The sequence below is a fragment of the uncultured Bacteroides sp. genome (assembly GCF_910578895.1).
GTDB lineage: Bacteria > Bacteroidota > Bacteroidia > Bacteroidales > Bacteroidaceae > Bacteroides.
On record NZ_CAJTSC010000007.1, the window covers coordinates 1 to 21,063 of the forward strand.

Below are 21,063 nucleotides of genomic sequence, written 5' to 3' on the forward strand. Positions count from 1 at the left end.
GTATTAGATTTAAGGTTAACAAAGGTTGGAGTACGGCGGTACTCCTTTTTTTATGCCAACAAGTGATATACTCCCCCTACCAGTGTCTTTACCATCCCTTTCATTTCCAGTTCGAAGAGCAACGCACTCATGCGGTTTACGGGGATATCCGCTTCTACTACAAGCGTATTGATATGCAAGTCGCCCTGGCGGGACAGTATGCCCGCCACCAGTTCTTCCTCGTCCGTAAGCTCCGGAAACAGGTTACGCTGGATGCCTTCCGCCTTAACCGGAGACGCCGCATCCGCCCATCCCATCGCCTTTACGAACTCTTCGGCACTCTGCACAAGTTGCGCCTTATTGTCCCGTATCAAGCGGTTGCAGCCGATAGAAGCGGCATCCGTCACCCGCCCGGGCACGGCAAAGCAATCGCGGTGATAGCCGTCCGCCAAATCCGCCGTAATCAAAGAACCGCCTTTAGCAGCAGACTCCACTACAATCGTCGCATCGCACATGCCCGCCACAATACGGTTGCGGCTGACGAAATTATGCTTGTCGGGGGTGGTTTCGGTAAGGAACTCGGTAAGCAGTCCGCCGTTTGCCAGCATGTCGACAGCCGTTTTGCGATGCACAAAGGGATAGATGCGGTCCAAGCCGTGGGCAAGGACGGCAACGGTGGAGACACCATCCGCCAAAGCCGCACGGTGCGCATGGATGTCGATGCCGTAAGCAAGCCCGCTCACCACCAGCACATCGGGACAAAGGACGGATAAATCGTGCACGAAGTCTGCACAAAACTGTTTGCCGTACTCCGTGGCACGGCGTGTGCCTACCATATTGACGACATGCAAACGGTTGAAATCGACATTGCCCTTGAAGAACAGGACTATCGGAGCATCCTCACACTCGCGCAGGCGGGAAGGATACGCCTCATCCTGCAGAGTAAGGCAAGCCAGCCGGTTCTTTTCCACGAACTCCATTTCGCGCCCGGCACGAAGAAAAGCGGCAGGAGAGTCGAGAGCCGCCACGACGGAAGGATTTATACCGGGCAGAAGTTCCGGCAACGCTTCACGCTGCCTGAAGACATCAACGGCACTGCCCATGCCGTCTATCAAACGCTTTGCCCCGATATGTCCTATGCCGGGGCAAAGAGTCAGGGCTATACTGCAAATGCGCTCGTCGTTACTCATGGTCAAGGTAAGGGGCAAAGACGTTATCGAATAGCTTGCTGTCGCTTAAACGTCCGTTTACCACACATACCGTTTCAACCACTGCCTTAATGACTGTTTTATTATCACTCGCTCTGAAAATATCCTGGTAGAACACATACTTGATGCCTTCCTTCTTCATATATAACTTGGAGACAAACTCATCACCGCTCTTCAACGGCGTCTTGAATGACATGTTGATGCGCGCCACCACAGGATCTACCCCCTGTTCGTGAAGTGCGGCAAAACTGACACCCGTGCCCGACAGGAACTCGTGTCGCGTATGCTCCAGATAATGCTGGTAGTTGGCATTGTTGACAATGCCCTGCAGGTCGCACTCATAGTCGCGTACCTTCATTTTCAGTTCGTAGATATACTTTTCCATATTATTTCTTCGTTAAGAAGTTATTAGAGCGAGGAGTGATTTATCCCCGTTTCTGTTCCACGTCCAGCCCCTTGAACCGCTTCAGTTCCTCGACGGAGACGAGTTTGTAGAGTTTGTCACTGGGACGTATCTTGACCGACTTCATGGAGAAATGCTGTCCTTTCTTCACTGTCTGCACCGGCTTCAGATCGACACGGGCTTCTTCCAGAGTGACGAACTCGGCACCCGTTGTGGGTCCCGTTATCAGCAGCTTGTCGCCCACGTTGATTTCGGCAGCTTCCACCAGAAACTCCGCCACGCCGATATTCGAGAAATAGCGGATGCCCTTGCCGACGTAAATCTTGCGTTCGGTAGCTGCCGAACCGTAATTCCGGGTCCATTCGCCCAAGCGTTGCCCCAAGTAATAACCGTCCCAGAAACCACGGTTGAAGACGGTTTTCAGCCGCTCGTCCCAAGCGGCTATCTTCTCGTCAGTGAACGTGCCGTCCACATAAGAGCGGATGGCAGCTTTGTAGCACTCCACTACGGTGCGCACATATTCGGGACCGCGGGCACGCCCCTCAATCTTGAACACGCGTACGCCCGCATCCAGCATCTTGTTCATGAAGTGAATGGTTTTCAAGTCTTTGGGCGACATGATGTACTGGTTGTCCACCTCCAGTTCCACATCCGTCTCCTTATCGCGCACCGTATACGAGCGGCGGCACACCTGCATGCAGGCGCCGCGGTTGGCGGAATGGTTCATTTCGTGCAGCGACAGGTAGCACTTGCCCGATACCGCCATGCACAATGCACCGTGGCAGAACATCTCGATACGTATCCGTTCGCCGCCCGGCCCACAGATGTTCTCCTCGCAGATATGACGGTAGATTTCCGCCACCTGCTCCAGGTTCAGTTCACGTGCCAGCACCACCACATCGGCAAATTGCGCATAGAAGCGCAGCGCCTCCACATTGGAGATATTCAATTGGGTGCTGAGGTGCACCTCCTGGCCTATCTGCCGCGCATAGCTCATCACAGCCACATCCGCCGCAATCACGGCGGAGATTCCCGCCTCTTTTGCCGCATCCACAATGGTGTGCATCAGAGGAATGTCATTATCGTATATAATGGTATTGACGGTAAGATAGCTTTTCATGCCATGCGCATCGCAGGTTCGGGCAATCTCCCGCAAATCGTCAATGGTAAACGTATTGGCGGAACGTGCACGCATATTCAGGTTCTCTATACCGAAATAGATAGAGTCGGCACCCGCCTGAATGGCTGCCGCGAGTGATTCGCGCGAACCTACCGGCGCCATGATTTCAAAATCGCTCAGTTTCATCATTTCTTGTCTTTATAAATAGAAGGGCTGTTAATCAATTCTTCAACCGCATTGATAAAAGTCCGCTTCGCCCAAAGTACCATGAGCAAGCTCCAAACGATAGCTGAACATAGCAGCCGCGCGTTTCATTATCCAACTGCTCTTTCATATCGCCACTCCTTCCTCAATCCTTTTTTCATAATTCCAACCCGGTTAAACCAATGAATGATACAAAGGTAGGCTTTTTTCCGTATTTTTGCAGCGAAATAATCATTTAGTTCAATTCATTCATGAAGATAGCCAACATAGACCTGGGCGAACGCCCCGTACTCCTCGCCCCTATGGAAGACGTGACCGACCCCGCATTCCGCCTGATGTGCAAAAACTTCGGGGCGGACATGGTATATACCGAGTTCGTGTCGAGCGACGCGCTGATACGCTCCGTCAGCAAGACCGAACAGAAACTGAACATCAGCGACGCAGAGCGCCCCGTGGCGATACAGATATACGGCAAAGATACGGAGACAATGGTAGAAGCGGCACGCATCGTGGAGCGGGCACGCCCGGATATCCTAGACCTGAACTTCGGCTGTCCCGTGAAGCGCGTGGCAGGCAAAGGAGCCGGAGCCGGCATGCTGCAGAACGTTCCGAAGATGCTGGAGATAACCCGTGCCGTGGTGGATGCCGTACGGATACCCGTCACCGTAAAGACCCGCCTTGGCTGGGATGCCGGCAACAAAATCATCGTAGAACTTGCCGAGCGGCTGCAAGACTGCGGCATCGCCGCCCTCACCATCCACGGACGCACCCGCGCCCAGATGTACACGGGCGAGGCAGACTGGACGCTGATAGGCGAAGTGAAGAATAACCCCCGCATGCACATCCCCGTCATCGGCAACGGCGACATCACCACCCCCCAACGTGCCAAAGAGTGCTTCGACCGCTACGGGGTGGATGCCGTCATGATAGGCCGTGCCAGCTTCGGACGTCCCTGGATATTCAAGGAAGTGAAACATTACCTCGAAACGGGCGAGGAGTTGCCGCCCCTCAGCTCCGAATGGAAACTGGACGTGCTCCGCCAAGAGGTGGAAGAGAGCGTAAAGCTGCTGGACGAACGCCGAGGCATCCTGCACGTGCGCCGTCACCTGGCGGCAAGCCCCTTGTTCAAGGGCATTCCCAACTTCCGCGACACGCGCATCGCCATGTTGCGGGCAGAGACGAAAGAGGAACTTTACCGCATCTTCCGGGAGATTAGGTCTCTAATATAAATATGAGTGAGAGTTAGTCAGAAGAAACCAGCGCCGCCCTTGCCTCACCTGAACATGGGTTGCGCAAACCAGCGCTTGAACATCCACGTCACCACCACATACAACACGATGGCAGAGAAAAAGCCGACGATAGCGTCAATGAGGTAATGCGCCTGGATATAGACCGTGGCGCCGCACAGCAGCAGGTAGAAGGGAAACAGGCAGGCAAACAGACGTTTGCTGCCGCGCCATGCCATAATCATCAGCATGGTAGACATGCCGACATGCGAGCTGGGAAAAGCTGCCGTGGGGCGCTCACCTACCTGCTGCGAACTCTCCACCAGGTTGTAGAAGAAGCCGTGTTCGTATCCTGGACCGGGCAGTAACTCCTGGTTATGGTTGAAATAATCGCCGATGGCGGGAAATATCCCCTGCGCCACGTTGTCGGCACCGATAGCCGGGAAATAGAACTGCGGTCCCGCTACCGGCACGAAGATGTAGAACAAGTAGTAGATGAAGAAAGCGGTGACTATGACGAACGACACTTTCTCGAAAAGGTCGAAGCGGTAGAGGAAGTACCACACCACCACGAACAATATCATCGGATAATAGAAGAAGTAGCCCAGATTGAACGGCTCGCTGACCCACATCTGCGGAAAGCGCAGGCAGAACCACACGGCAGGCTGCCCGCCGAATATCCACTGCTCCGCCGAGGCAAAGATATGGTCGAGGTTGGGGAAGACACGGTTGAACTCGAAGGTGTCGGGATACCAGTAGGAGAGCAGCGACATCTGGATGGCGATACGGACAAAGGCGGAGAACCTGCAAGGCGCCAGCCGGTAGAGGTACATCAGCAGGAACGTCATGCCCGCAATCACGACACGGTCAACGAGCATCTGCACCGGATGATCCATCTTCTGGAAAAGAAACAGTATGAGAATGGAAGTCAGCAGATTGTATATCAACGTAATCTTCTCTACCGCAAAAAGCCCTTTGCGGGTTTCTACCCGCTTGAATAAGTCTAAAGCCATCCTTTATCTTTATACCAGGCAATGGTCTCCTTCACACCCCGCTCCAAATCGTATCGGGGAGCGTAGCCCAGTTCCTCGACGGCGGGGGCGATGTCGCATTGCCAGTTGCGTTGTTTCATTATTCTATACTTGTCCGAATTGAGCGTACTGGCGGCATTCCGGCGTTTCGCCCAATATTCGGCGAGCAAAGATACAACTTTCAATATAATTAACGGACATCTCAGGCGAATTACAAACGGATTTCCCAATTCTTGCCGTATCAGGTCGGAAAAAGCGCGACTGCTGTACACCTTGCCGTCTGCCAGGAAATAGGCACGGCGCGACACCTGCTTCCCTATCCCGAGGAAGACCGCCTGCACGATGTCCTTGACGTAGACAAACGTCAGGTCCTGCCGGCGGAAGCCCACGGAGAAGTCCGTATGCCGCCTGATGGATTTCGCCATGAGGAAATAGTCCTTCTCGCGCGGTCCGTAGACGCCTGTGGGGCGGTAAATGACGTATGGGAAACCGGGTAGGCTTTGCAGATACGCCTCGGCTTTCAGTTTGCTGCGCCCGTAGGCAGTATTGGGCATAGGGGTGTCCTGCTCCGTAATGGGGGTGTATATCTTTTCGCGTACCGGACCGAAGACACTCAGCGTGCTGATGAAGATGAACTGACGGGGTGTCATGTCCAGTTGCCGCAAGGCGTCCGCAAAATGTTTGGTCTGCAGGTAGTTCACCCGTTCGAAATCTTCCTTGTCCACGCATTTGGTGGCTCCGGCGCAATGGACAACGTAGTCGAACCTGCCGCAGGCGTCCTTATGGGCGGCGAGCTGCGCACGGAGCTTGTCGGGATGTGCGAAGTCGAGTTCGAGGAAATGTATCCTGCCGTCCTGCAAATATTCCCGGCTACTGGACCGACGGATGCCCGCCCATACGCCAAACTCACGTCTCAACGCCTCTTCCACGATGAAACTTCCGATAAACCCGCTTGCCCCTGTTATTAAAATCGTTTCCACTTCAATGATGTTTACTTATATGATTTCTGATTTCAGATGTTAGATTTCTGGTTTCAGATTTCAAATTCATGATTCATGCCATACGGAATACAGCAAAAAGAAACCAGAACTCTGAAACCAGAACTCTGAAATCTAAAATCTGAAATCTGAAATCAAAAATCCCTCCCTCATTTCACCGGCTCCACATGGATGCCCACGTGCGTCCCTTTGCCGAATCGCGCTCTCAATGTGTTCTCAATGGCGGTTGCCGTGCGGTGGGCTTCCTCCAACGTTATCGCACCGTCCATACGCACGTGCACCTCTATCGCATAATGGTTGCCTATACGGCGGGTACGCAGATGGTGCGGCGAACTTACTCCCGGGCAGGAGAGGATAATCTGCCTTATCTCATCCTCCACATCGGCAGGCAGCGACTTCTCCAGCAGTTCATCCACACAAGGAACCAACAGCTGCACGGCTACCTTCATGATGAAAAGGCTGACAACGACCGCAGCTATGGGGTCGAGCACCCGCCAACGGTCTCCCAACAGAATGGCTCCGCCAATGCCGGCGGCAGTTCCTATGGAAGAGAGCGCATCGCTCCGGTGATGCCACGCATTGGCAACCACCGCCTGAGAGTCCAGACTTTTTCCCTTGAACACCGTGTAGCGGTAAAGCGCTTCCTTAAAAGCGATGGACACCAACGCCGCCGCCAGTGCCAACATGCCCGGCTCCTGCAAGGAACCTCCATGAAGAAAATGATAGATGGATGAAGCGCCGTTCCAGAAAATACCGAAACCGACAAAAAGCAACACAATGCCGATGATGGCGGTTGCCAGCGTCTCGTACTTGCCGTGCCCGTAGTCGTGCCCCTCATCTTCCGGTTTGGAGGAGATACGTACGAACACGATGACAATGATGTCCGTCACAAAGTCCGACAGCGAGTGGACGGCATCCGCCAGCATGGCGGCACTGTGCCCCACGATGCCCGCAAAAAACTTGAGCAGCAGCAGAAGGAAGTTCACCGCACTCCCCACGACCGTCACGCGGTAAATGCCTTTTTCCCTCGCAACATCTTCCTTATCCACAGGCTGTACTTCCATGCTCTTTCTCTCCAAGTCGTTGCAAATATAGTACATAAATCCGTTACGGCGGGGGGGGTCATCTATAATTTTCAGTGAGACAGGACGATTTTTGAACACCGAGTGAACGAGTGAACGCTTTTATTTGTTTACTTTGCACAGGCGGACAGAAGCCTGCGTCATTTTCATGCCGCACCCAAGCAGGCGCTGACGTACACACTAAAATATATTTCCAAAATTATGGCTAAGACAAAAAAAGAAAAGAAGGAGAAGAAAGCAGGCAAGCGAATGAAAAAGAAAGAGCTCGTCAAAGTACTGTTGGACTTCTTCCACATAAAACAGAACGAGGTGCTCTCCCTGAAACACATCTTCGAGCAACTGCGTCTCACTACGCACCCGCTGAAAATGCTGTGCATGGACATCCTGTCCGAACTCCAGGACGACGACTATATCACCGAAGTAGACAAGCATAAATACAGGCTGAACAACCACGGTGTGGAAATGACCGGCACTTTCCAGCGCAAGAGCAACGGCAAGAACTCCTTCATACCCGAAGGCGGCGGCGACCCCATCTTCATTGCCGAACGCAACTCGGCACACGCCATGGCGGGCGACAAGGTGCGCATCGCCTTCTATGCCAAACGCCGCGGACGCGAAGCCGAAGGCGAGGTCATCGAAATACTGGAACGCGCCAACGACACTTTTGTGGGGACATTGGAAGTAGCCAAGTCATACGCCTTCCTCGTCACCGAAAACCGTACGCTTGCCAACGACATCTTCATCCCCAAAGAGAAACTGAAGGGCGGAAAGACGGGAGACAAAGCCATCGTCAAAGTGGTGGAGTGGCCCGATAAGGCAAAGAATCCCATCGGACAGGTTATCGACATCCTGGGAAAAGCCGGCGAGAACACCACCGAAATGCACGCCATACTGGCGGAATTCGGCCTGCCGTACATCTATCCCGCTTCCGTGGAGAAAGCTGCGGACAAGATACCCGCCGAAATCCCTGCGGAGGAATATGCCAAGCGCGAAGACTTCCGCAAGGTAACCACCTTTACCATCGACCCCAAGGATGCCAAAGACTTTGACGACGCCTTGTCCATCCGCAAACTGAAGGACAACCTTTGGGAAGTAGGCGTGCACATAGCCGACGTGACGCACTATGTGACAGAAGGCGGCATCATCGACAAAGAGGCGGAGAAACGAGCCACATCCGTCTATCTCGTAGACCGTACCATCCCGATGCTGCCCGAACGGCTGTGCAACTTCATCTGCTCGCTACGCCCCGATGAAGAGAAGCTGGCGTATTCCGCCATCTTCGAAATGACGGACAAAGGTGAGGTAAAGGACTCGCGCATCGTGCATACGGTCATCAAGTCCGACCGCCGCTTCACTTACGAGGAAGCGCAACAGGTTATCGAAACCAAAGAGGGAGACTTTAAAGAGGAAATCCTGCAACTGGACGCATTTGCCAAGATATTGCGCGAGAAGCGGTTTGCAGCCGGCGCCATCAACTTCGACCGCTATGAGGTGAAGTTCGAGATTGACGAAAAGGGAAAGCCCGTCAGCGTATACTTCAAAGAATCCAAAGACGCCAACAAGCTGGTAGAGGAGTTTATGCTGCTTGCCAACCGCACGGTGGCGGAAAAGATAGGACGTGTGCCCAAAAGCAAAAAGCCGAAGGTATTCCCCTACCGCATCCACGACCTGCCGGACCCCGAGAAGCTGGACAACCTGTCGCAGTTCATCGCCCGCTTCGGCTATAAACTGCGCACCGGCGGAAGCAAAACGGATGTATCCAAATCCATCAACCACCTGCTGGATGATATCCAGGGAAAGAAAGAGGAGAACCTCATCGAGACCGTCTCCATCCGTGCCATGCAGAAAGCACGCTACTCCGTGCACAACATCGGGCACTACGGATTGGCATTCGACTACTACACCCACTTCACCTCGCCCATCCGCCGCTATCCGGACATGATGGTGCACCGCCTCCTCACCAAGTACCTGGACCAGGGCGGACGAAGCGTGTCCGAACAGAAATACGAAGCCCTCTGCGAGCACTCCAGCAGCATGGAGCAGATTGCCGCCAATGCCGAACGCGCCTCTATCAAGTACAAGCAAGTGGAGTACATGACAGAGCGCCTGGGACAGACTTACGACGGTGTCATTTCGGGTGTCACCGAATGGGGATTGTACGTCGAACTGAACGAGAACAAATGCGAGGGGCTGATACCCATCCGCGACCTCGACGACGACTATTACGAGTTCGACGAAAAGAACTACTGCCTGCGCGGGCGCCGGAAGAAACGCACATACAGCCTGGGCGATACCATCACCGTCAAGGTGGCACGCGCCAACCTGGAGAAAAAGCAATTGGACTTCGCGCTGATGCCCTGACTTTAGCAGGCAGTTGGCAAGAAGGTTGACATAAACAGTGCATACGCATGAAAACAATTACCATTACAGACCACACACAAATAGAAGAGATTATCCGCAAATGCCCCTACTGCACGGTCGGAATCACCGACAAAGAGGGCAACCCGTATGTAGTGCCCATGAACTTTGCCTGGGAGAACGGCACCGTTTACCTGCATTCGGGTCCCGAAGGGAGCAAAGTGGAAATGGTGGCGCGGCATCCGCAAGTCTGCATCAACTTCTGTGAAGGAAACGAACTGGTGTATATGCACAAACAGGTGGCTTGCAGCTACAGCATGAAGTCGCGCAGCGTCATTTGCAAAGGCAAAGTGCGCTTCATAGAAGCGATGGACGAGAAACGCCGGATACTCGACCTTTTCATGAAGCAATATACGGACAATGTGTGCGGCTATGCCGAACCGGCTGTGCGGAATGTGAAAATCTGGGAAGTGAAAGTAGAGAAGATAAGCTGCAAATCGTTCGGGCTGCGGCCGAGCGAGATAAAATGAAGGTTTAATTCCCTTACCTCCTTTATTAAATGCAAAAGCCGTGCATAAATGTGACTATAAATAAGGTATATGTAGGAAATTTGGCGAGTATTTCATACCTTTGTAGCCACTTTATCAATAAAGGATATCATAATGAGTCCATTCAGTTTTACTCACATCCTGACACAGGCAGTCGATGAGCTATCGGAAAGCGAATCTTACAAAGGGCTGTTTCACCAGCACACGGACGGCAATCCATTGCCTTCAGCCAAAGCCTTGTGCGATATCATCGAACTTGCCCGCGCCATTATCTTTCCCGGATATTTTGGAAACTCAACGGTCAACAGCCGCACGATGACCTACCATATCGGAGTCAACGTAGAGCGGTTGTTCGACCTGCTGACAGAGCAGATACTGGCAGGACTCTGCTTCGGCAGCGATGACGAAAGCAGCTGCACAGGGCTTCAACGCGAAGAAGCCGCATCCGTCGCCGCCCGCTTCATCAGCCGCCTGCCCGAATTGCGCCGCGTATTGGCAACAGACGTGGAAGCCGCCTACAACGGCGATCCCGCCGCCCACTCGTTCGGCGAGGTAATCAGCTGCTATCCCGCCATCCGTGCCATCAGCAACTACCGCATAGCACACGAGCTGCTAATACTCGGCGTGCCCCTCATCCCGCGCATCATAACCGAAATGGCGCACAGCGAAACCGGCATCGACATACATCCGGGAGCCGCCATAGGCAGCCACTTCACGATAGACCACGGCACAGGCGTGGTAATCGGCGAGACTTGCATCATCGGCAATAACGTAAAACTATACCAGGGCGTGACGCTCGGAGCCAAAAGTTTCCCGTTGGACGAAAACGGCAAACCCATCAAAGGCATTCCGCGCCACCCCATATTGGAAGACAATGTCATTGTCTATTCCAACGCCACCATATTGGGACGTATCACCGTAGGGAAAGACGCCACCGTAGGCGGCAACATCTGGGTGACGGAAGACGTGCCGGCAGGCGCAAGGATAGTGCAACCAAAGGCGAAAAAATAGGGAAGCCCTCCGGAAGGGTGCAGAAGCCTGAAATACGGAGGCATAACGGTGGGGCGGACAGACACTGGTCTTTGACTTGACAGACACTGGCGTCTGTCCTGACAGACACAAGTGTTTGAGCGGACAGACACAAGTGTCTGAGACGACAGGTACAAGTGTCTGTCAGGACCGGCAACAACGAACCGAATTACAACAGATATAGAAACAGTAAAAACAACTAATAACTAAATGAGCGAACAATCATTTGAAATGATTGCCAAAACTTTCCAGGGACTGGAAGAAACATTGGCACAGGAGCTGACCGCTTTAGGAGCAGACGAGATACAGATAGGACGCCGCATGGTATCATTCCGCGGCGACAAGGAGATGATGTATAAGGCAAATTTCTGCCTGCGAACCGCTATCCGCATCCTGAAACCCATCAAGAATTTCGTAGCAAAGAATGCCGATGAGGTGTACGAACAAATCAAGGCAATCCACTGGGAAGATTATTTGGATATCGACAAGACCTTCGCCGTCGACGCGGTTGTGTTCAGCGAAGAGTTCCGCCACTCCAAGTTTGTTTCCTACAAGGTGAAGGATGCCATTGTGGACTACTTCCGCGATGCCTACAACAAACGCCCGTCCGTGCGCATCAGCAAACCGGACGTACTGCTGAACATCCACATCGCGGAAACCAAGTGCACGCTTTCCCTCGACTCGTCCGGCGAGTCCCTGCACCGCCGCGGCTACCGCCAGGAAGCGGTGGAAGCTCCCCTGAACGAGGTGTTGGCTGCCGGCATGATACTCATGACGGGCTGGCACGGCGAATGCGACCTGATAGACCCGATGTGCGGTTCGGGCACCATACCCATTGAGGCGGCACTGATAGCCAAGAACATCGCACCGGGCGTATTCCGCAAGGAGTTCGCTTTCGAGAAATGGCTCGACTTCGACCAGGAACTGTTCGACAAGATTTACAACGACGACAGCCAGGAACGCGAGTTCACGCATAAGATATACGGATACGACAACAACCCGCAGGCAAACGAGATAGCCACCCACAACATCAAAGCGGCAGGCGTGTCCAAGGACGTGACGTTGAAGCTACAGCCTTTCCAACAATTTGAACAGCCCAAAGAGAAGGCGGTCATCATCACCAACCCGCCTTATGGCGAACGCATCTCCACAAACGACCTGCTGGGGCTTTACTCCATGATTGGCGAACGCCTGAAACACGCGTTCACGGGCAACACCGCATGGATACTCTCTTACCGCGAAGAGTGTTTCGACCAAATCGGGCTGAAAGCCACCGCCAAGATCCCCCTGTTCAACGGCGCTTTGGAATGCGAGTTCCGCAAGTATGAAATCTTCGACGGAAAATACAAAGAGTTCAAAAAGCAGGAGAATGAAGAAGGCGGCGACAAGGAGTACCGGCCTTACGCACCACGGGAAAGAAGAGAGTTCAAACCCGGCGAACGGAGGGAATTCAAGCCCAGAGAGAAAAGAGAATTCAAACCGAGGGAAAGAAGAGAGTTCAGACCGGACGACAAGCAAGCGTTCAAGCACCGCGAATACAGAAAGCCGGCAGACGGGGAATGGAAACCGAAACGGGAATTCGGCAAGGGACGGGAGTTCGGCAATGCCCGCAACCCGAGAGAATTCCGGAGAGGGGACGATGAACGGAACAATGACTGACATCGCTAAAATGACAGGCTATGGACATAAAGAAAATCAGTAAGGCAATCAAGGTACTGCTACCGGCAGTATCTGCTTTATTTTCAATGGAGCTTATGGCACAGGACTTGAAAAAGCCTACGCTGGAAGACCTCATTCCGGGGGGCGAGACTTACCGCACCGTCGAGAACCTCCACGGTTTGCAGTGGTGGGGCGACGTATGCATAAAACCCGGCATCGATTCATTGTTTGCCGTCAACCCCAAAAACGGGAAGGAGACATTGCTCACGACACGAGAGAAAGTAAACCGCGTGCTCGGTTCGCTGATATCCCCTACGGAGACGGAAACGGCTTCTGCGGAAACGGAAACGGCGTCCGGACCAAAGGGAAGCAAGATACAGCACTTCTATAACACCGAGTTTCCGTGGCACGACAAACCGTACATGCTTATCAAGTTGCCGGCAAGATACATCATCTACGATTTCGAGAAAGACGAATTTGTCAAAGGCATGCCGCAGGCGGGAGAAAGGAACGGCGCGAACATCGACTATACCCCGCAGGGCGGACATATAGCCTATACCGTAAAGAACAACCTCTTTGTCGACAACAAAGCCGTAACTGCGGAGCCCGAAGGGATTGTATGCGGACAGAGCGTCCACCGCAACGAGTTCGGCATCAGCAAAGGCACATTCTGGAGCCCTCAAGGAGACCGGCTCGCCTTTTACCGCATGGACGAAAGCATGGTGACGCAGTATCCGCTGGTGGACATCACCTCCAGGGTGGCTTCGGCGAACCCGATACGCTACCCGATGGCAGGAATGTCCGGCCACCAGGTCACCGTAGGCATCTACAACACGGAGACTCAAACCACCGTCTACCTGAACACGGGCGACCCTGCCGACCGCTATTTCACCAACATCAGTTGGGCACCCGACGGCAAGAGCCTCTACCTCATCGAACTGAACCGCGACCAGAACCACTCCAAACTCTGCCAATATGACGCGGAGACGGGAGAACCTATGTCCACTCTTCTCGAAGAGACGCATCCTAAATACGTTGAGCCTCAGCAACCCATCGTATTCCTGCCGTGGGACAGCAGCAAGTTCATCTACCAGAGCCAGCGCGACGGCTACAACCACTTGTATCTGGTAGATACCAAAATCCGGATGTATCCCGAAACACACGCTACTCCCGTAGGTGGAGGCACCTGCCGCCAAAGTTATAAAGTGAAGCAGCTGACCGAAGGCAAATGGCTGGTAAACGCCATCCTGGGCTTCAACGCCCAACGGCAAGAGGTCATCTTCAATGCCATCGATGCTACGGGAAGCGCCAACTTCGCCGTAAACGTAAACAGCGGCAAGCGCAGCCTGCCTTTCAGCATCAACACCGATACCGACGGCGTGCACACCGGATTGCTCAGTGCGTCAGGCACGTACATCATCGACAGTTACTCGTCGCCCACCGTGCCCCGCAATATCGACATCATCAACACCAAGACCTTCAAAACCGTCAACCTGCTAAGGGCAAAGAATCCGTTCGAAGGCTTTGCCATGCCGGGCATCGAGACAGGCACCCTAAAGGCGGCAGACGGCAAGACCAACCTCTACTACCGCCTTGTCAAGCCCGCCGGCTTTGACCCGAACAAGAAATATCCCGCCATTGTCTATGTATACGGCGGACCGCACGCCCAATTGGTTACTAACGGCTGGATGAACGGCGCACGCGGATGGGACCTCTACATGGCGAACAAAGGCTATATCATGTTTACGCTCGACAACCGGGGCAGCAGTAACCGCGGGCTGGAGTTCGAGAATGCCACTTTCAGGCAGCTGGGCATTGAAGAGGGCAAAGACCAGGTGAAAGGGGTGGAGTATCTGAAAAGCCTGCCCTATGTGGACGGCAACCGCATCGGCGTTCACGGCTGGAGCTTCGGCGGGCACATGACCACCGCGCTCATGCTGCGCTATCCGGAAATCTTTAAAACAGGCGTTGCCGGCGGACCGGTCATTGACTGGAGCTATTATGAGATAATGTATGGCGAACGCTATATGGATACCCCGCAGACAAACCCCGAGGGTTACAAAGAGACGAACCTGAGAAACCTTGCGGGTAATCTGAAAGGGCATCTGCTTATCATACACGATGACCACGATGACACATGCGTGCCCCAGCATACGCTTTCTTTCATGAAGGCGTGTATCGATGCGCGCACCTATCCCGACCTGTTTATCTATCCCGGACACAAGCACAACGTGCTGGGACGCGACCGGGTGCATCTGCACGAGAAGATTACGAGGTATTTTGAAGATTATCTGTAAGGAAGGAGTTAGAGGGGTTAAAGAAGTTAAGAAGTTAAAGGAGTCAGAGAAGTTAAAGCCGATACTCTTGTTAATCGTCAGTCGCTAACCATTAGCAAAACTATCGGCTTTAACTCCCGACAACTCACTTAACTCCTAAGAAAATGAAGAAACTTAAAAACGAAAACAATATGAAGATATTACTGTTAGGCTCAGGCGGCCGCGAACATGCTTTGGCTTGGAAGATTGCACAAAGCCCGAAAATAGAGAAACTGTATATCGCTCCCGGCAACGCCGGAACAAGCGCAGTAGGCAAAAATGTAGACATCAAAGCTACGGATTTCCCCGCCCTCAAGGCTTTTGCCCTTGAACATGGCATCGACATGATTGTAGTGGGTCCGGAAGACCCGTTGGTGCAAGGCATTTTCGATTTCTTCAAAGGGGATGCCGCCACACGCCACATCGCCGTTATCGGTCCCTCGGCAAAGGGCGCGCAACTGGAAGGCAGCAAGGAGTTTGCCAAAGAGTTCATGTTGCGCCACAACATACCTACCGCCCGCTACAAAAGCGTGACAGCCGATACGCTGGAAGAGGGGCTTGCTTTTCTTGAGACCCTCTCCGCCCCCTACGTGCTGAAAGCCGACGGTTTGTGCGCAGGCAAAGGCGTGCTGATACTTCCGACGCTGGAAGAGGCGCAAAAAGAGTTGAAGGAGATGCTGGGCGGCATGTTCGGCAATGCCAGCGCAACGGTGGTCATCGAGGAGTTCCTCAGCGGAATAGAGTGTTCGGTATTCGTCCTGAGCGACGGCGAGCACTATAAGGTATTGCCCGTAGCAAAAGACTACAAGCGCATCGGAGAAGGCGACAAGGGACTGAACACCGGCGGCATGGGCAGCGTGACTCCCGTTCCCTTTGCCAACGACGAATTTATGGAGAAAGTGCGCCAACGCATCATCGAGCCTACCGTAAACGGCTTGCGCGAAGAAGGCATCCTTTACAAAGGCTTCATCTTCCTGGGGCTTATCAACGTGCAGAACGAACCTATGGTCATCGAATACAACGTGCGCATGGGCGACCCGGAAACGGAGAGCGTGATGCTGCGCATCAAGAGCGACCTCATCGACCTCTTCGAAGGCGTGCACCAAGTGAACCTCGATACCAAAACGCTGGAACTGGACCCGCGCACGGCGGCTTGCGTGATGCTGGTGAGCGGCGGTTATCCCGAAGCCTACCAAAAAGGATATCCCATGAGCGGTTTCGACTTGGCGGAAGCCACGGACAGCATCCTGTTCCATGCCGGCACCACCGTAAAAGACGGACGTATCGTCACCGACGGCGGACGCGTCATCGCTGTCTGCTCGTATGGAGCAACGAAAGAAGAGGCTTTGGAGAAGAGTTATAAAGTGGCAGACATGTTGAGTTTCGAAGGCAAATACTTCCGTCGCGACATCGGATTCGACCTTTAACAATCAATGAGGATTCAAAGATTCCAAAACCGGGTGACGGCGGGACGCTTTACGCTTCCCGCCGCTATCCTGATATCGGTAGCCTGCTGGATACTGAGCGCTGTCCTGTTGCCCGGTCAGGAACTGCCCACAAGCGGTTATCCCTTGTGGAACACATTCTATGGTTCGTGCATTCCGGCTTGGGGCGCACGCCTTTTCAGTTTTATCCTATACTCCGTCATAGGATATTTTCTTATCGGGCTGAACAACGCATTCGCCATCATCCGCATGCGGGCATCGGTGCAGACAGCCATCTATTTCCTGCTGATTTCCGTCTGTCCCGGCATGCACATGCTGCACGCCGGCGATTTGGCGGCGGTCGCTTTTCTGGTAGCCCTCTATTTCCTGTTCAGGAGTTACCAGGAGCCTACCCCTGCGGGCTATCTGTTCCACGCATTCGCATTCATAGGAATGGGCAGCCTTCTCTTTCCGCAACTGACACTCTTCGTGCCCGTATTCTGGATAGGCGCTTACAATTTCCAGTCTCTCCAGCCCAAGAGCTTCTTCGCCTCGCTCATCGGCTGGAGCGTGCCGTATTGGTTTCTGCTGGGATATGCCTACCTGTCCGGGCATATAGACTTGTTCTACCGCCCCTTCCTGGAACTGGCGGATTTCCGTCCCATCCGGTACGGTTTCCTGCCTTCGGAACTGGTAACCATCGGATATATACTCCTTCTATATATAGTAAGTTCGAGCCACTGCCTGATTGCCGGCTATGAAGACAAGATACGCACGCGCAGCTACCTGCACTTCCTGATACTGCTGACCTTCTGCATTTTCGCCTGTATGGGATTGCAACCTATGCTGTATCCCCACCTGGTGCCGCTGTTACTAATCGGCGTCAGCATCCTGACGGGACACTTATTCGTATTGACCAATAGCCGGAGTTCCAACCTGTTCTTCATCATCATACTTGTCGGACTATTCTTCTTATTCGGATTTAACTTATGGACGCTTTTATAAACACGTTGATACAACTGCTGATTGACTGGGGATATGTAGGGCTCTTTGTGTCGGCATTGCTGGCGGGAAGCATCATTCCCTTCAGTTCCGAACTGGTGATGATAGCGCTCGTCAAGGTAGGGTTGAACCCTACCGTCTGTCTCTTTGCCGCCACACTGGGAAATACGGCAGGCGGCATGACCTGCTACTACATGGGACACCTTGGCAAGACAGACTGGATAGAGAAATATCTCAAAGTAAAAAAGAAAAAGATAGACAAGATGCAACTGTTCCTGCAAGGGAAAGGAGCGCTCATGGCGTTTTTCGCCTTCTTGCCTTTCGTGGGAGGGGTCATTGCCGTGGCATTGGGATTTATGCGAAGCAACGTCCTGCTGACCGTTTCTTCCATGTTTGCCGGGAAACTGATACGCTACATAGTGCTGTTGCTGGCACTGAAAGAAGCGTTGTCGGTGATTAGTGTTTAATGAGTGGACTGATGAGCATGAAACGGATTATAGAACGGACGGAAGATGGGAGCGCCACATTGTTTGTGCCCGAACTGAACGAACATTATCACTCGGTAAAAGGGGCGCGCACCGAGTCGCAACACATCTTTATCGACATGGGACTGAAAGCAACCGCCGCTCCCCTGCCTCATATCCTCGAAATAGGCTTCGGCACGGGGCTGAACGCCTTGCTTACGTTGGAAACTGCCGGACAGGAACAGCGTCCGGTCCGTTATACCGGCATCGAGCTGTATCCCCTGTCGTGGGAAGAGGTCGATGTCCTGCATTATAGCGACAATCCTTTGTTTAAAGAGCTGCACGCGGCGCCGTGGAACAGGGACGTGAACATTACGCCGTACTTCACGTTACACAAAGTACAAGGAGACGTGACCAAAGCGTTTAGCGGCAATCCATCGGCGATTAGCAACGAACCGTCTGCCAATCATCTGCCGCTAACTGCCGGCTCTCCTTTCGATGTTGTGTATTTCGATGCCTTCGCCCCCGAAAAACAGCCGGAAATGTGGGGCGAGGAGCTCTTCCGGAACATATACGCCGCCATGAACACCGACGGCATACTGACCACGTATTGCGCAAAAGGCGCCGTCCGCCGGCTTCTGCAAGCCGTAGGGTTTACGGTGGAACGGCTTCCCGGTCCGCCGGGCGGCAAACGCGAGATACTCCGGGCAAGAAAATAGAGAACGAATCATAAACGATGAAATCATAAACCTGAGACTAAACCCCGAAACATACCACAGAACAGATGAGAAAGATATATTTTTTATTGCTTGCCGCGATACTGGCAGCTTCCTGCAAACCGAAAGGCGGACAAAGCAACGATACCGGCGGCAAACCGGTCATCACCGTTACCCTCGAACCGTTGCGATACCTTACCGAAGCCATTGCCGGTGACCGCTTTACGGTAGTCAGCATGGTTCCCAAAGGCACAAGCCCGGAAACCTACGACCCCACACCGCAACAACTCGTAGACCTTGCCCGCAGCAAAGCCTACTTCCGCATCGGCTATATCGGTTTTGAGCAGACCTGGACTGACAAACTGACGGAAAACGCCCCGCACCTGCAATTCTTCGACATGTCAGAGTGGGTGGAACTTATCTACGACGACACCCACGCGCATGCCCACAGCCACCATCAGCCGGCACACTCTCCGCAGACAGCCGGACAGGAGCACCACCATCCCGGCGGCGTGGAACCGCACATTTGGAACTCTACCGTCAATGCCCGGATCATTGCGCGCAACATTCTTCATGCCCTGATTACGCTCGACCAGCCCAACAAACTGGAGTACATCGGACGCTACAAACAACTCAGCGAACGGATAGAACGCACAGACAGCCTTATCCGCGAAAAACTCTCCACTCCCGGTGCAGACCACGCCTTCATGATTTATCATCCGGCGCTCTCCTATTTCGCCCGCGACTACGGTCTGCATCAGATTCCTATCGAAGCCGGCGGCAAAGAACCCTCGCCCGCACACCTGAAGGCATTGATTGATACGTGCAAGAGCGAACAAGTGCATGTCATTTTCGTGCAACCGGAGTTCGACCGCCGCAATGCCGAACTCATCGCCAAGCAAACGGGTAGCCGGGTGGTAGGCATCAATCCCCTGTCGTACGACTGGGAAGCGGAGATGCTGCATACGGCAAAGGCACTGGCAGAACGATGACAACCGCACGGAGCCCGCACCGTCCGTGCCCGAAACCATCAACCATATACGTATATGAACATGACACCAATCATCGAGATAAAAAACCTCCATGCCGGATACGATGGTCGCACCGTGCTGCGTGATGTGGACCTCACTGTGTACGACCGTGACTTCCTGGGAATCATCGGTCCGAACGGCGGCGGCAAAACCACCCTCATCAAATGTATCCTGGGATTGCTTAAACCCATTTCCGGTGAAATAACCTTTACCACTCCCGGCAAGGCAGGCAACTCCCGGCTCACCATGGGCTATTTGCCACAATACAACAGCATAGACCGTAAGTTTCCTATCACCGTCGAAGAGGTAATCCTATCAGGTCTCAGCAGCAAGAAATCCCTCGTTTCACGTTTCACGAAAGAACATAAGGAAAAGGCGCGCCAAGTCATCGCCCGCATGGGACTGGAAGGACTGGAAACCCGCGCCATCGGTGCGCTGAGCGGCGGACAACTGCAACGTGCCTTGCTGGGACGTGCCATTATTTCCGACCCCGAAGTCGTCATCCTCGACGAACCCAGCACCTACATCGACAAGCGCTTCGAAGCCCGCCTGTATCAGTTGTTGGCGGAAATCAACAAAGATTGCGCCATCATACTCGTCAGCCACGACATAGGCACCGTGCTGCAACAAGTGAAATCCATCGCCTGCGTCAACGAAACACTGGACTACCACCCCGACACGGGCATCACCGGCGAATGGCTCGAACGCAATTTCAATTGCCCCATAGAGCTGTTGGGGCACGGCACGTTGCCGCACCGGATACTGGGGGAGCATTGTCATCGTCATTAGAAGCAAATTGTAAGGCATTTGAAATGGGACCGATAGACGACCGCCGCTGGATGGAGTCCATTGAGTCCAAAAAGCTGACCTCCCACAACTACGATGATGAAGTGGCATCGGAAATCTACGAGACAATCATGCAGCTATATTATCCGTTGCTCTGCGCTTTCGAGGAGAAAATGCAGTCGTTATTGTCCACTCCCTCTTTCTTATAGTCTTGTATTACTTATGTACGGACTGACCGACAACAAACTCCACGAACTATGCACGCTTCTCGCCCGCTACGAAGAGATAGACCAAGCCATCCTGTACGGCTCGTTACTTCCCTACAACTTCGACCTCTCTATCCTGCACCAACTGAAAAGCCTCGAACTATTGGAACATATACAGCGTAGGGGGATTGTTATTTATACGAAGTAGGGGGACAAATAATTATTGCCATACTGCTCATAGAATTTTAGGGCACAATATTGCGCAAGTATAATA

At 53.3% G+C, this 21,063-nt stretch carries 20 protein-coding genes; 14 read left to right on the plus strand and 6 right to left on the minus strand.

The window, feature by feature from the left end; genetic code table 11:
* Window positions 1-50: 50 nt before the first annotated feature.
* Genes dprA through QZ327_RS03060 form a run of 3 tightly spaced genes read right to left on the minus strand, consistent with a single transcriptional unit; the run spans window position 51 to window position 2,899 of the window.
* Window positions 51-1,169, minus strand: coding sequence for a DNA-processing protein DprA (dprA, locus tag QZ327_RS03050; RefSeq protein WP_294617016.1), 1,119 nt, complete (start codon window positions 1,167-1,169; stop codon window positions 51-53).
* Complete coding sequence (locus QZ327_RS03055; RefSeq protein ID WP_294617018.1) at window positions 1,162-1,572, minus strand: thioesterase family protein; 411 nt, start codon at window positions 1,570-1,572, stop codon at window positions 1,162-1,164. Before QZ327_RS03055 ends, dprA begins: the two co-directional genes overlap by 8 nt.
* 40 nt (window positions 1,573-1,612) lie before the next feature.
* Entirely contained in the window at window positions 1,613-2,899 is a 1,287-nt protein-coding gene (locus tag QZ327_RS03060; RefSeq protein WP_294617020.1) for a peptidase U32 family protein, read from the minus strand.
* Between the two features lie 266 nt (window positions 2,900-3,165).
* Here QZ327_RS03060 and dusB point away from each other — a divergent pair, with 266 nt between their 5' ends.
* Window positions 3,166-4,143: a tRNA dihydrouridine synthase DusB gene (gene dusB, locus QZ327_RS03065; RefSeq protein WP_294617022.1), complete on the plus strand. Its 978-nt coding sequence runs from the start codon at window positions 3,166-3,168 to the stop codon at window positions 4,141-4,143.
* A gap of 44 nt (window positions 4,144-4,187) precedes the next feature.
* Here the strand turns inward: dusB and QZ327_RS03070 are convergent, their stop codons facing one another.
* The 3 genes from QZ327_RS03070 to QZ327_RS03080 all read right to left on the minus strand — a co-directional run bounded on the left by QZ327_RS03070 (window position 4,188) and on the right by QZ327_RS03080 (window position 7,233).
* On the minus strand, window positions 4,188-5,153 hold the full coding sequence (locus QZ327_RS03070) for a phosphatase PAP2 family protein (RefSeq protein WP_294617024.1): 966 nt from the start codon (window positions 5,151-5,153) through the stop codon (window positions 4,188-4,190).
* Window positions 5,144-6,151 carry an NAD(P)-dependent oxidoreductase gene (locus QZ327_RS03075; protein WP_294617026.1) on the minus strand — a complete coding sequence of 336 codons (1,008 nt, stop codon included), beginning with the start codon at window positions 6,149-6,151 and terminating at the stop codon, window positions 5,144-5,146. The genes QZ327_RS03070 and QZ327_RS03075 overlap by 10 nt, the downstream gene beginning before the upstream one ends.
* Window positions 6,152-6,318: 167 nt before the next feature.
* On the minus strand, window positions 6,319-7,233 hold the full coding sequence (locus tag QZ327_RS03080) for a cation diffusion facilitator family transporter (protein WP_294617122.1): 915 nt from the start codon (window positions 7,231-7,233) through the stop codon (window positions 6,319-6,321).
* Between the two features lie 219 nt (window positions 7,234-7,452).
* Here QZ327_RS03080 and rnr point away from each other — a divergent pair, with 219 nt between their 5' ends.
* The 13 genes from rnr (at window position 7,453) to QZ327_RS03145 (ending at window position 20,997) form a co-directional block, all read left to right on the plus strand.
* Window positions 7,453-9,612, plus strand: a complete 2,160-nt coding sequence (gene rnr / locus QZ327_RS03085; RefSeq protein ID WP_294617027.1) for a ribonuclease R — start codon at window positions 7,453-7,455, stop codon at window positions 9,610-9,612.
* A 47-nt stretch (window positions 9,613-9,659) separates the two neighbouring features.
* Window positions 9,660-10,139, plus strand: a complete 480-nt coding sequence (locus tag QZ327_RS03090) for a pyridoxamine 5'-phosphate oxidase family protein (protein ID WP_294617029.1) — start codon at window positions 9,660-9,662, stop codon at window positions 10,137-10,139.
* Window positions 10,140-10,271: 132 nt separating this feature from the next.
* Entirely contained in the window at window positions 10,272-11,168 is an 897-nt protein-coding gene (locus QZ327_RS03095; RefSeq protein ID WP_294617031.1) for a serine acetyltransferase, read from the plus strand.
* A 228-nt stretch (window positions 11,169-11,396) separates the two neighbouring features.
* The gene (locus QZ327_RS03100; protein ID WP_294617033.1) at window positions 11,397-12,845 is read left to right on the plus strand and encodes a THUMP domain-containing protein; all 1,449 of its coding nucleotides are present in this window, start codon (window positions 11,397-11,399) and stop codon (window positions 12,843-12,845) included.
* Between the two features lie 20 nt (window positions 12,846-12,865).
* Entirely contained in the window at window positions 12,866-15,142 is a 2,277-nt protein-coding gene (locus QZ327_RS03105) for a S9 family peptidase (protein WP_294617035.1), read from the plus strand.
* A gap of 170 nt (window positions 15,143-15,312) precedes the next feature.
* Window positions 15,313-16,587, plus strand: coding sequence for a phosphoribosylamine--glycine ligase (purD, locus tag QZ327_RS03110; protein WP_294617037.1), 1,275 nt, complete (start codon window positions 15,313-15,315; stop codon window positions 16,585-16,587).
* Between the two features lie 6 nt (window positions 16,588-16,593).
* Window positions 16,594-17,589, plus strand: coding sequence for a hypothetical protein (locus tag QZ327_RS03115; RefSeq protein ID WP_294617038.1), 996 nt, complete (start codon window positions 16,594-16,596; stop codon window positions 17,587-17,589).
* Window positions 17,574-18,053, plus strand: a complete 480-nt coding sequence (locus tag QZ327_RS03120) for a DedA family protein (protein ID WP_294617039.1) — start codon at window positions 17,574-17,576, stop codon at window positions 18,051-18,053. Before QZ327_RS03115 ends, QZ327_RS03120 begins: the two co-directional genes overlap by 16 nt.
* Before the next feature lie 17 nt (window positions 18,054-18,070).
* Complete coding sequence (gene mnmD, locus QZ327_RS03125) at window positions 18,071-18,769, plus strand: tRNA (5-methylaminomethyl-2-thiouridine)(34)-methyltransferase MnmD (protein WP_294617124.1); 699 nt, start codon at window positions 18,071-18,073, stop codon at window positions 18,767-18,769.
* Window positions 18,770-18,834: 65 nt separating this feature from the next.
* Complete coding sequence (locus tag QZ327_RS03130) at window positions 18,835-19,758, plus strand: zinc ABC transporter substrate-binding protein (RefSeq protein WP_294617041.1); 924 nt, start codon at window positions 18,835-18,837, stop codon at window positions 19,756-19,758.
* Between the two features lie 60 nt (window positions 19,759-19,818).
* Window positions 19,819-20,586: a metal ABC transporter ATP-binding protein gene (locus QZ327_RS03135; RefSeq protein WP_294617126.1), complete on the plus strand. Its 768-nt coding sequence runs from the start codon at window positions 19,819-19,821 to the stop codon at window positions 20,584-20,586.
* 23 nt (window positions 20,587-20,609) lie between these two features.
* Entirely contained in the window at window positions 20,610-20,792 is a 183-nt protein-coding gene (locus tag QZ327_RS03140) for a nucleotidyltransferase substrate binding protein (RefSeq protein WP_294617042.1), read from the plus strand.
* Between the two features lie 13 nt (window positions 20,793-20,805).
* On the plus strand, window positions 20,806-20,997 hold the full coding sequence (locus QZ327_RS03145; protein WP_294617043.1) for a hypothetical protein: 192 nt from the start codon (window positions 20,806-20,808) through the stop codon (window positions 20,995-20,997).
* The last annotated feature ends 66 nt before the right edge of the window (window positions 20,998-21,063 follow it).

Coding starts and splice junctions, on each gene's coding strand:
- dprA (WP_294617016.1), bottom strand. CDS start 1,169: ATGAGTAACGACGAGCGCATTTGCAGTATAGCCCTGACTCTTTGCCCC.
- QZ327_RS03055 (WP_294617018.1), bottom strand. CDS start 1,572: ATGGAAAAGTATATCTACGAACTGAAAATGAAGGTACGCGACTATGAG.
- QZ327_RS03060 (WP_294617020.1), bottom strand. CDS start 2,899: ATGATGAAACTGAGCGATTTTGAAATCATGGCGCCGGTAGGTTCGCGC.
- dusB (WP_294617022.1), top strand. CDS start 3,166: ATGAAGATAGCCAACATAGACCTGGGCGAACGCCCCGTACTCCTCGCC.
- QZ327_RS03070 (WP_294617024.1), bottom strand. CDS start 5,153: ATGGCTTTAGACTTATTCAAGCGGGTAGAAACCCGCAAAGGGCTTTTT.
- QZ327_RS03080 (WP_294617122.1), bottom strand. CDS start 7,233: ATGGAAGTACAGCCTGTGGATAAGGAAGATGTTGCGAGGGAAAAAGGC.
- rnr (WP_294617027.1), top strand. CDS start 7,453: ATGGCTAAGACAAAAAAAGAAAAGAAGGAGAAGAAAGCAGGCAAGCGA.
- QZ327_RS03090 (WP_294617029.1), top strand. CDS start 9,660: ATGAAAACAATTACCATTACAGACCACACACAAATAGAAGAGATTATC.
- QZ327_RS03095 (WP_294617031.1), top strand. CDS start 10,272: ATGAGTCCATTCAGTTTTACTCACATCCTGACACAGGCAGTCGATGAG.
- QZ327_RS03100 (WP_294617033.1), top strand. CDS start 11,397: ATGAGCGAACAATCATTTGAAATGATTGCCAAAACTTTCCAGGGACTG.
- QZ327_RS03105 (WP_294617035.1), top strand. CDS start 12,866: ATGGACATAAAGAAAATCAGTAAGGCAATCAAGGTACTGCTACCGGCA.
- purD (WP_294617037.1), top strand. CDS start 15,313: ATGAAGATATTACTGTTAGGCTCAGGCGGCCGCGAACATGCTTTGGCT.
- QZ327_RS03115 (WP_294617038.1), top strand. CDS start 16,594: ATGAGGATTCAAAGATTCCAAAACCGGGTGACGGCGGGACGCTTTACG.
- QZ327_RS03120 (WP_294617039.1), top strand. CDS start 17,574: ATGGACGCTTTTATAAACACGTTGATACAACTGCTGATTGACTGGGGA.
- mnmD (WP_294617124.1), top strand. CDS start 18,071: ATGAAACGGATTATAGAACGGACGGAAGATGGGAGCGCCACATTGTTT.
- QZ327_RS03130 (WP_294617041.1), top strand. CDS start 18,835: ATGAGAAAGATATATTTTTTATTGCTTGCCGCGATACTGGCAGCTTCC.
- QZ327_RS03135 (WP_294617126.1), top strand. CDS start 19,819: ATGACACCAATCATCGAGATAAAAAACCTCCATGCCGGATACGATGGT.
- QZ327_RS03140 (WP_294617042.1), top strand. CDS start 20,610: ATGGGACCGATAGACGACCGCCGCTGGATGGAGTCCATTGAGTCCAAA.
- QZ327_RS03145 (WP_294617043.1), top strand. CDS start 20,806: ATGTACGGACTGACCGACAACAAACTCCACGAACTATGCACGCTTCTC.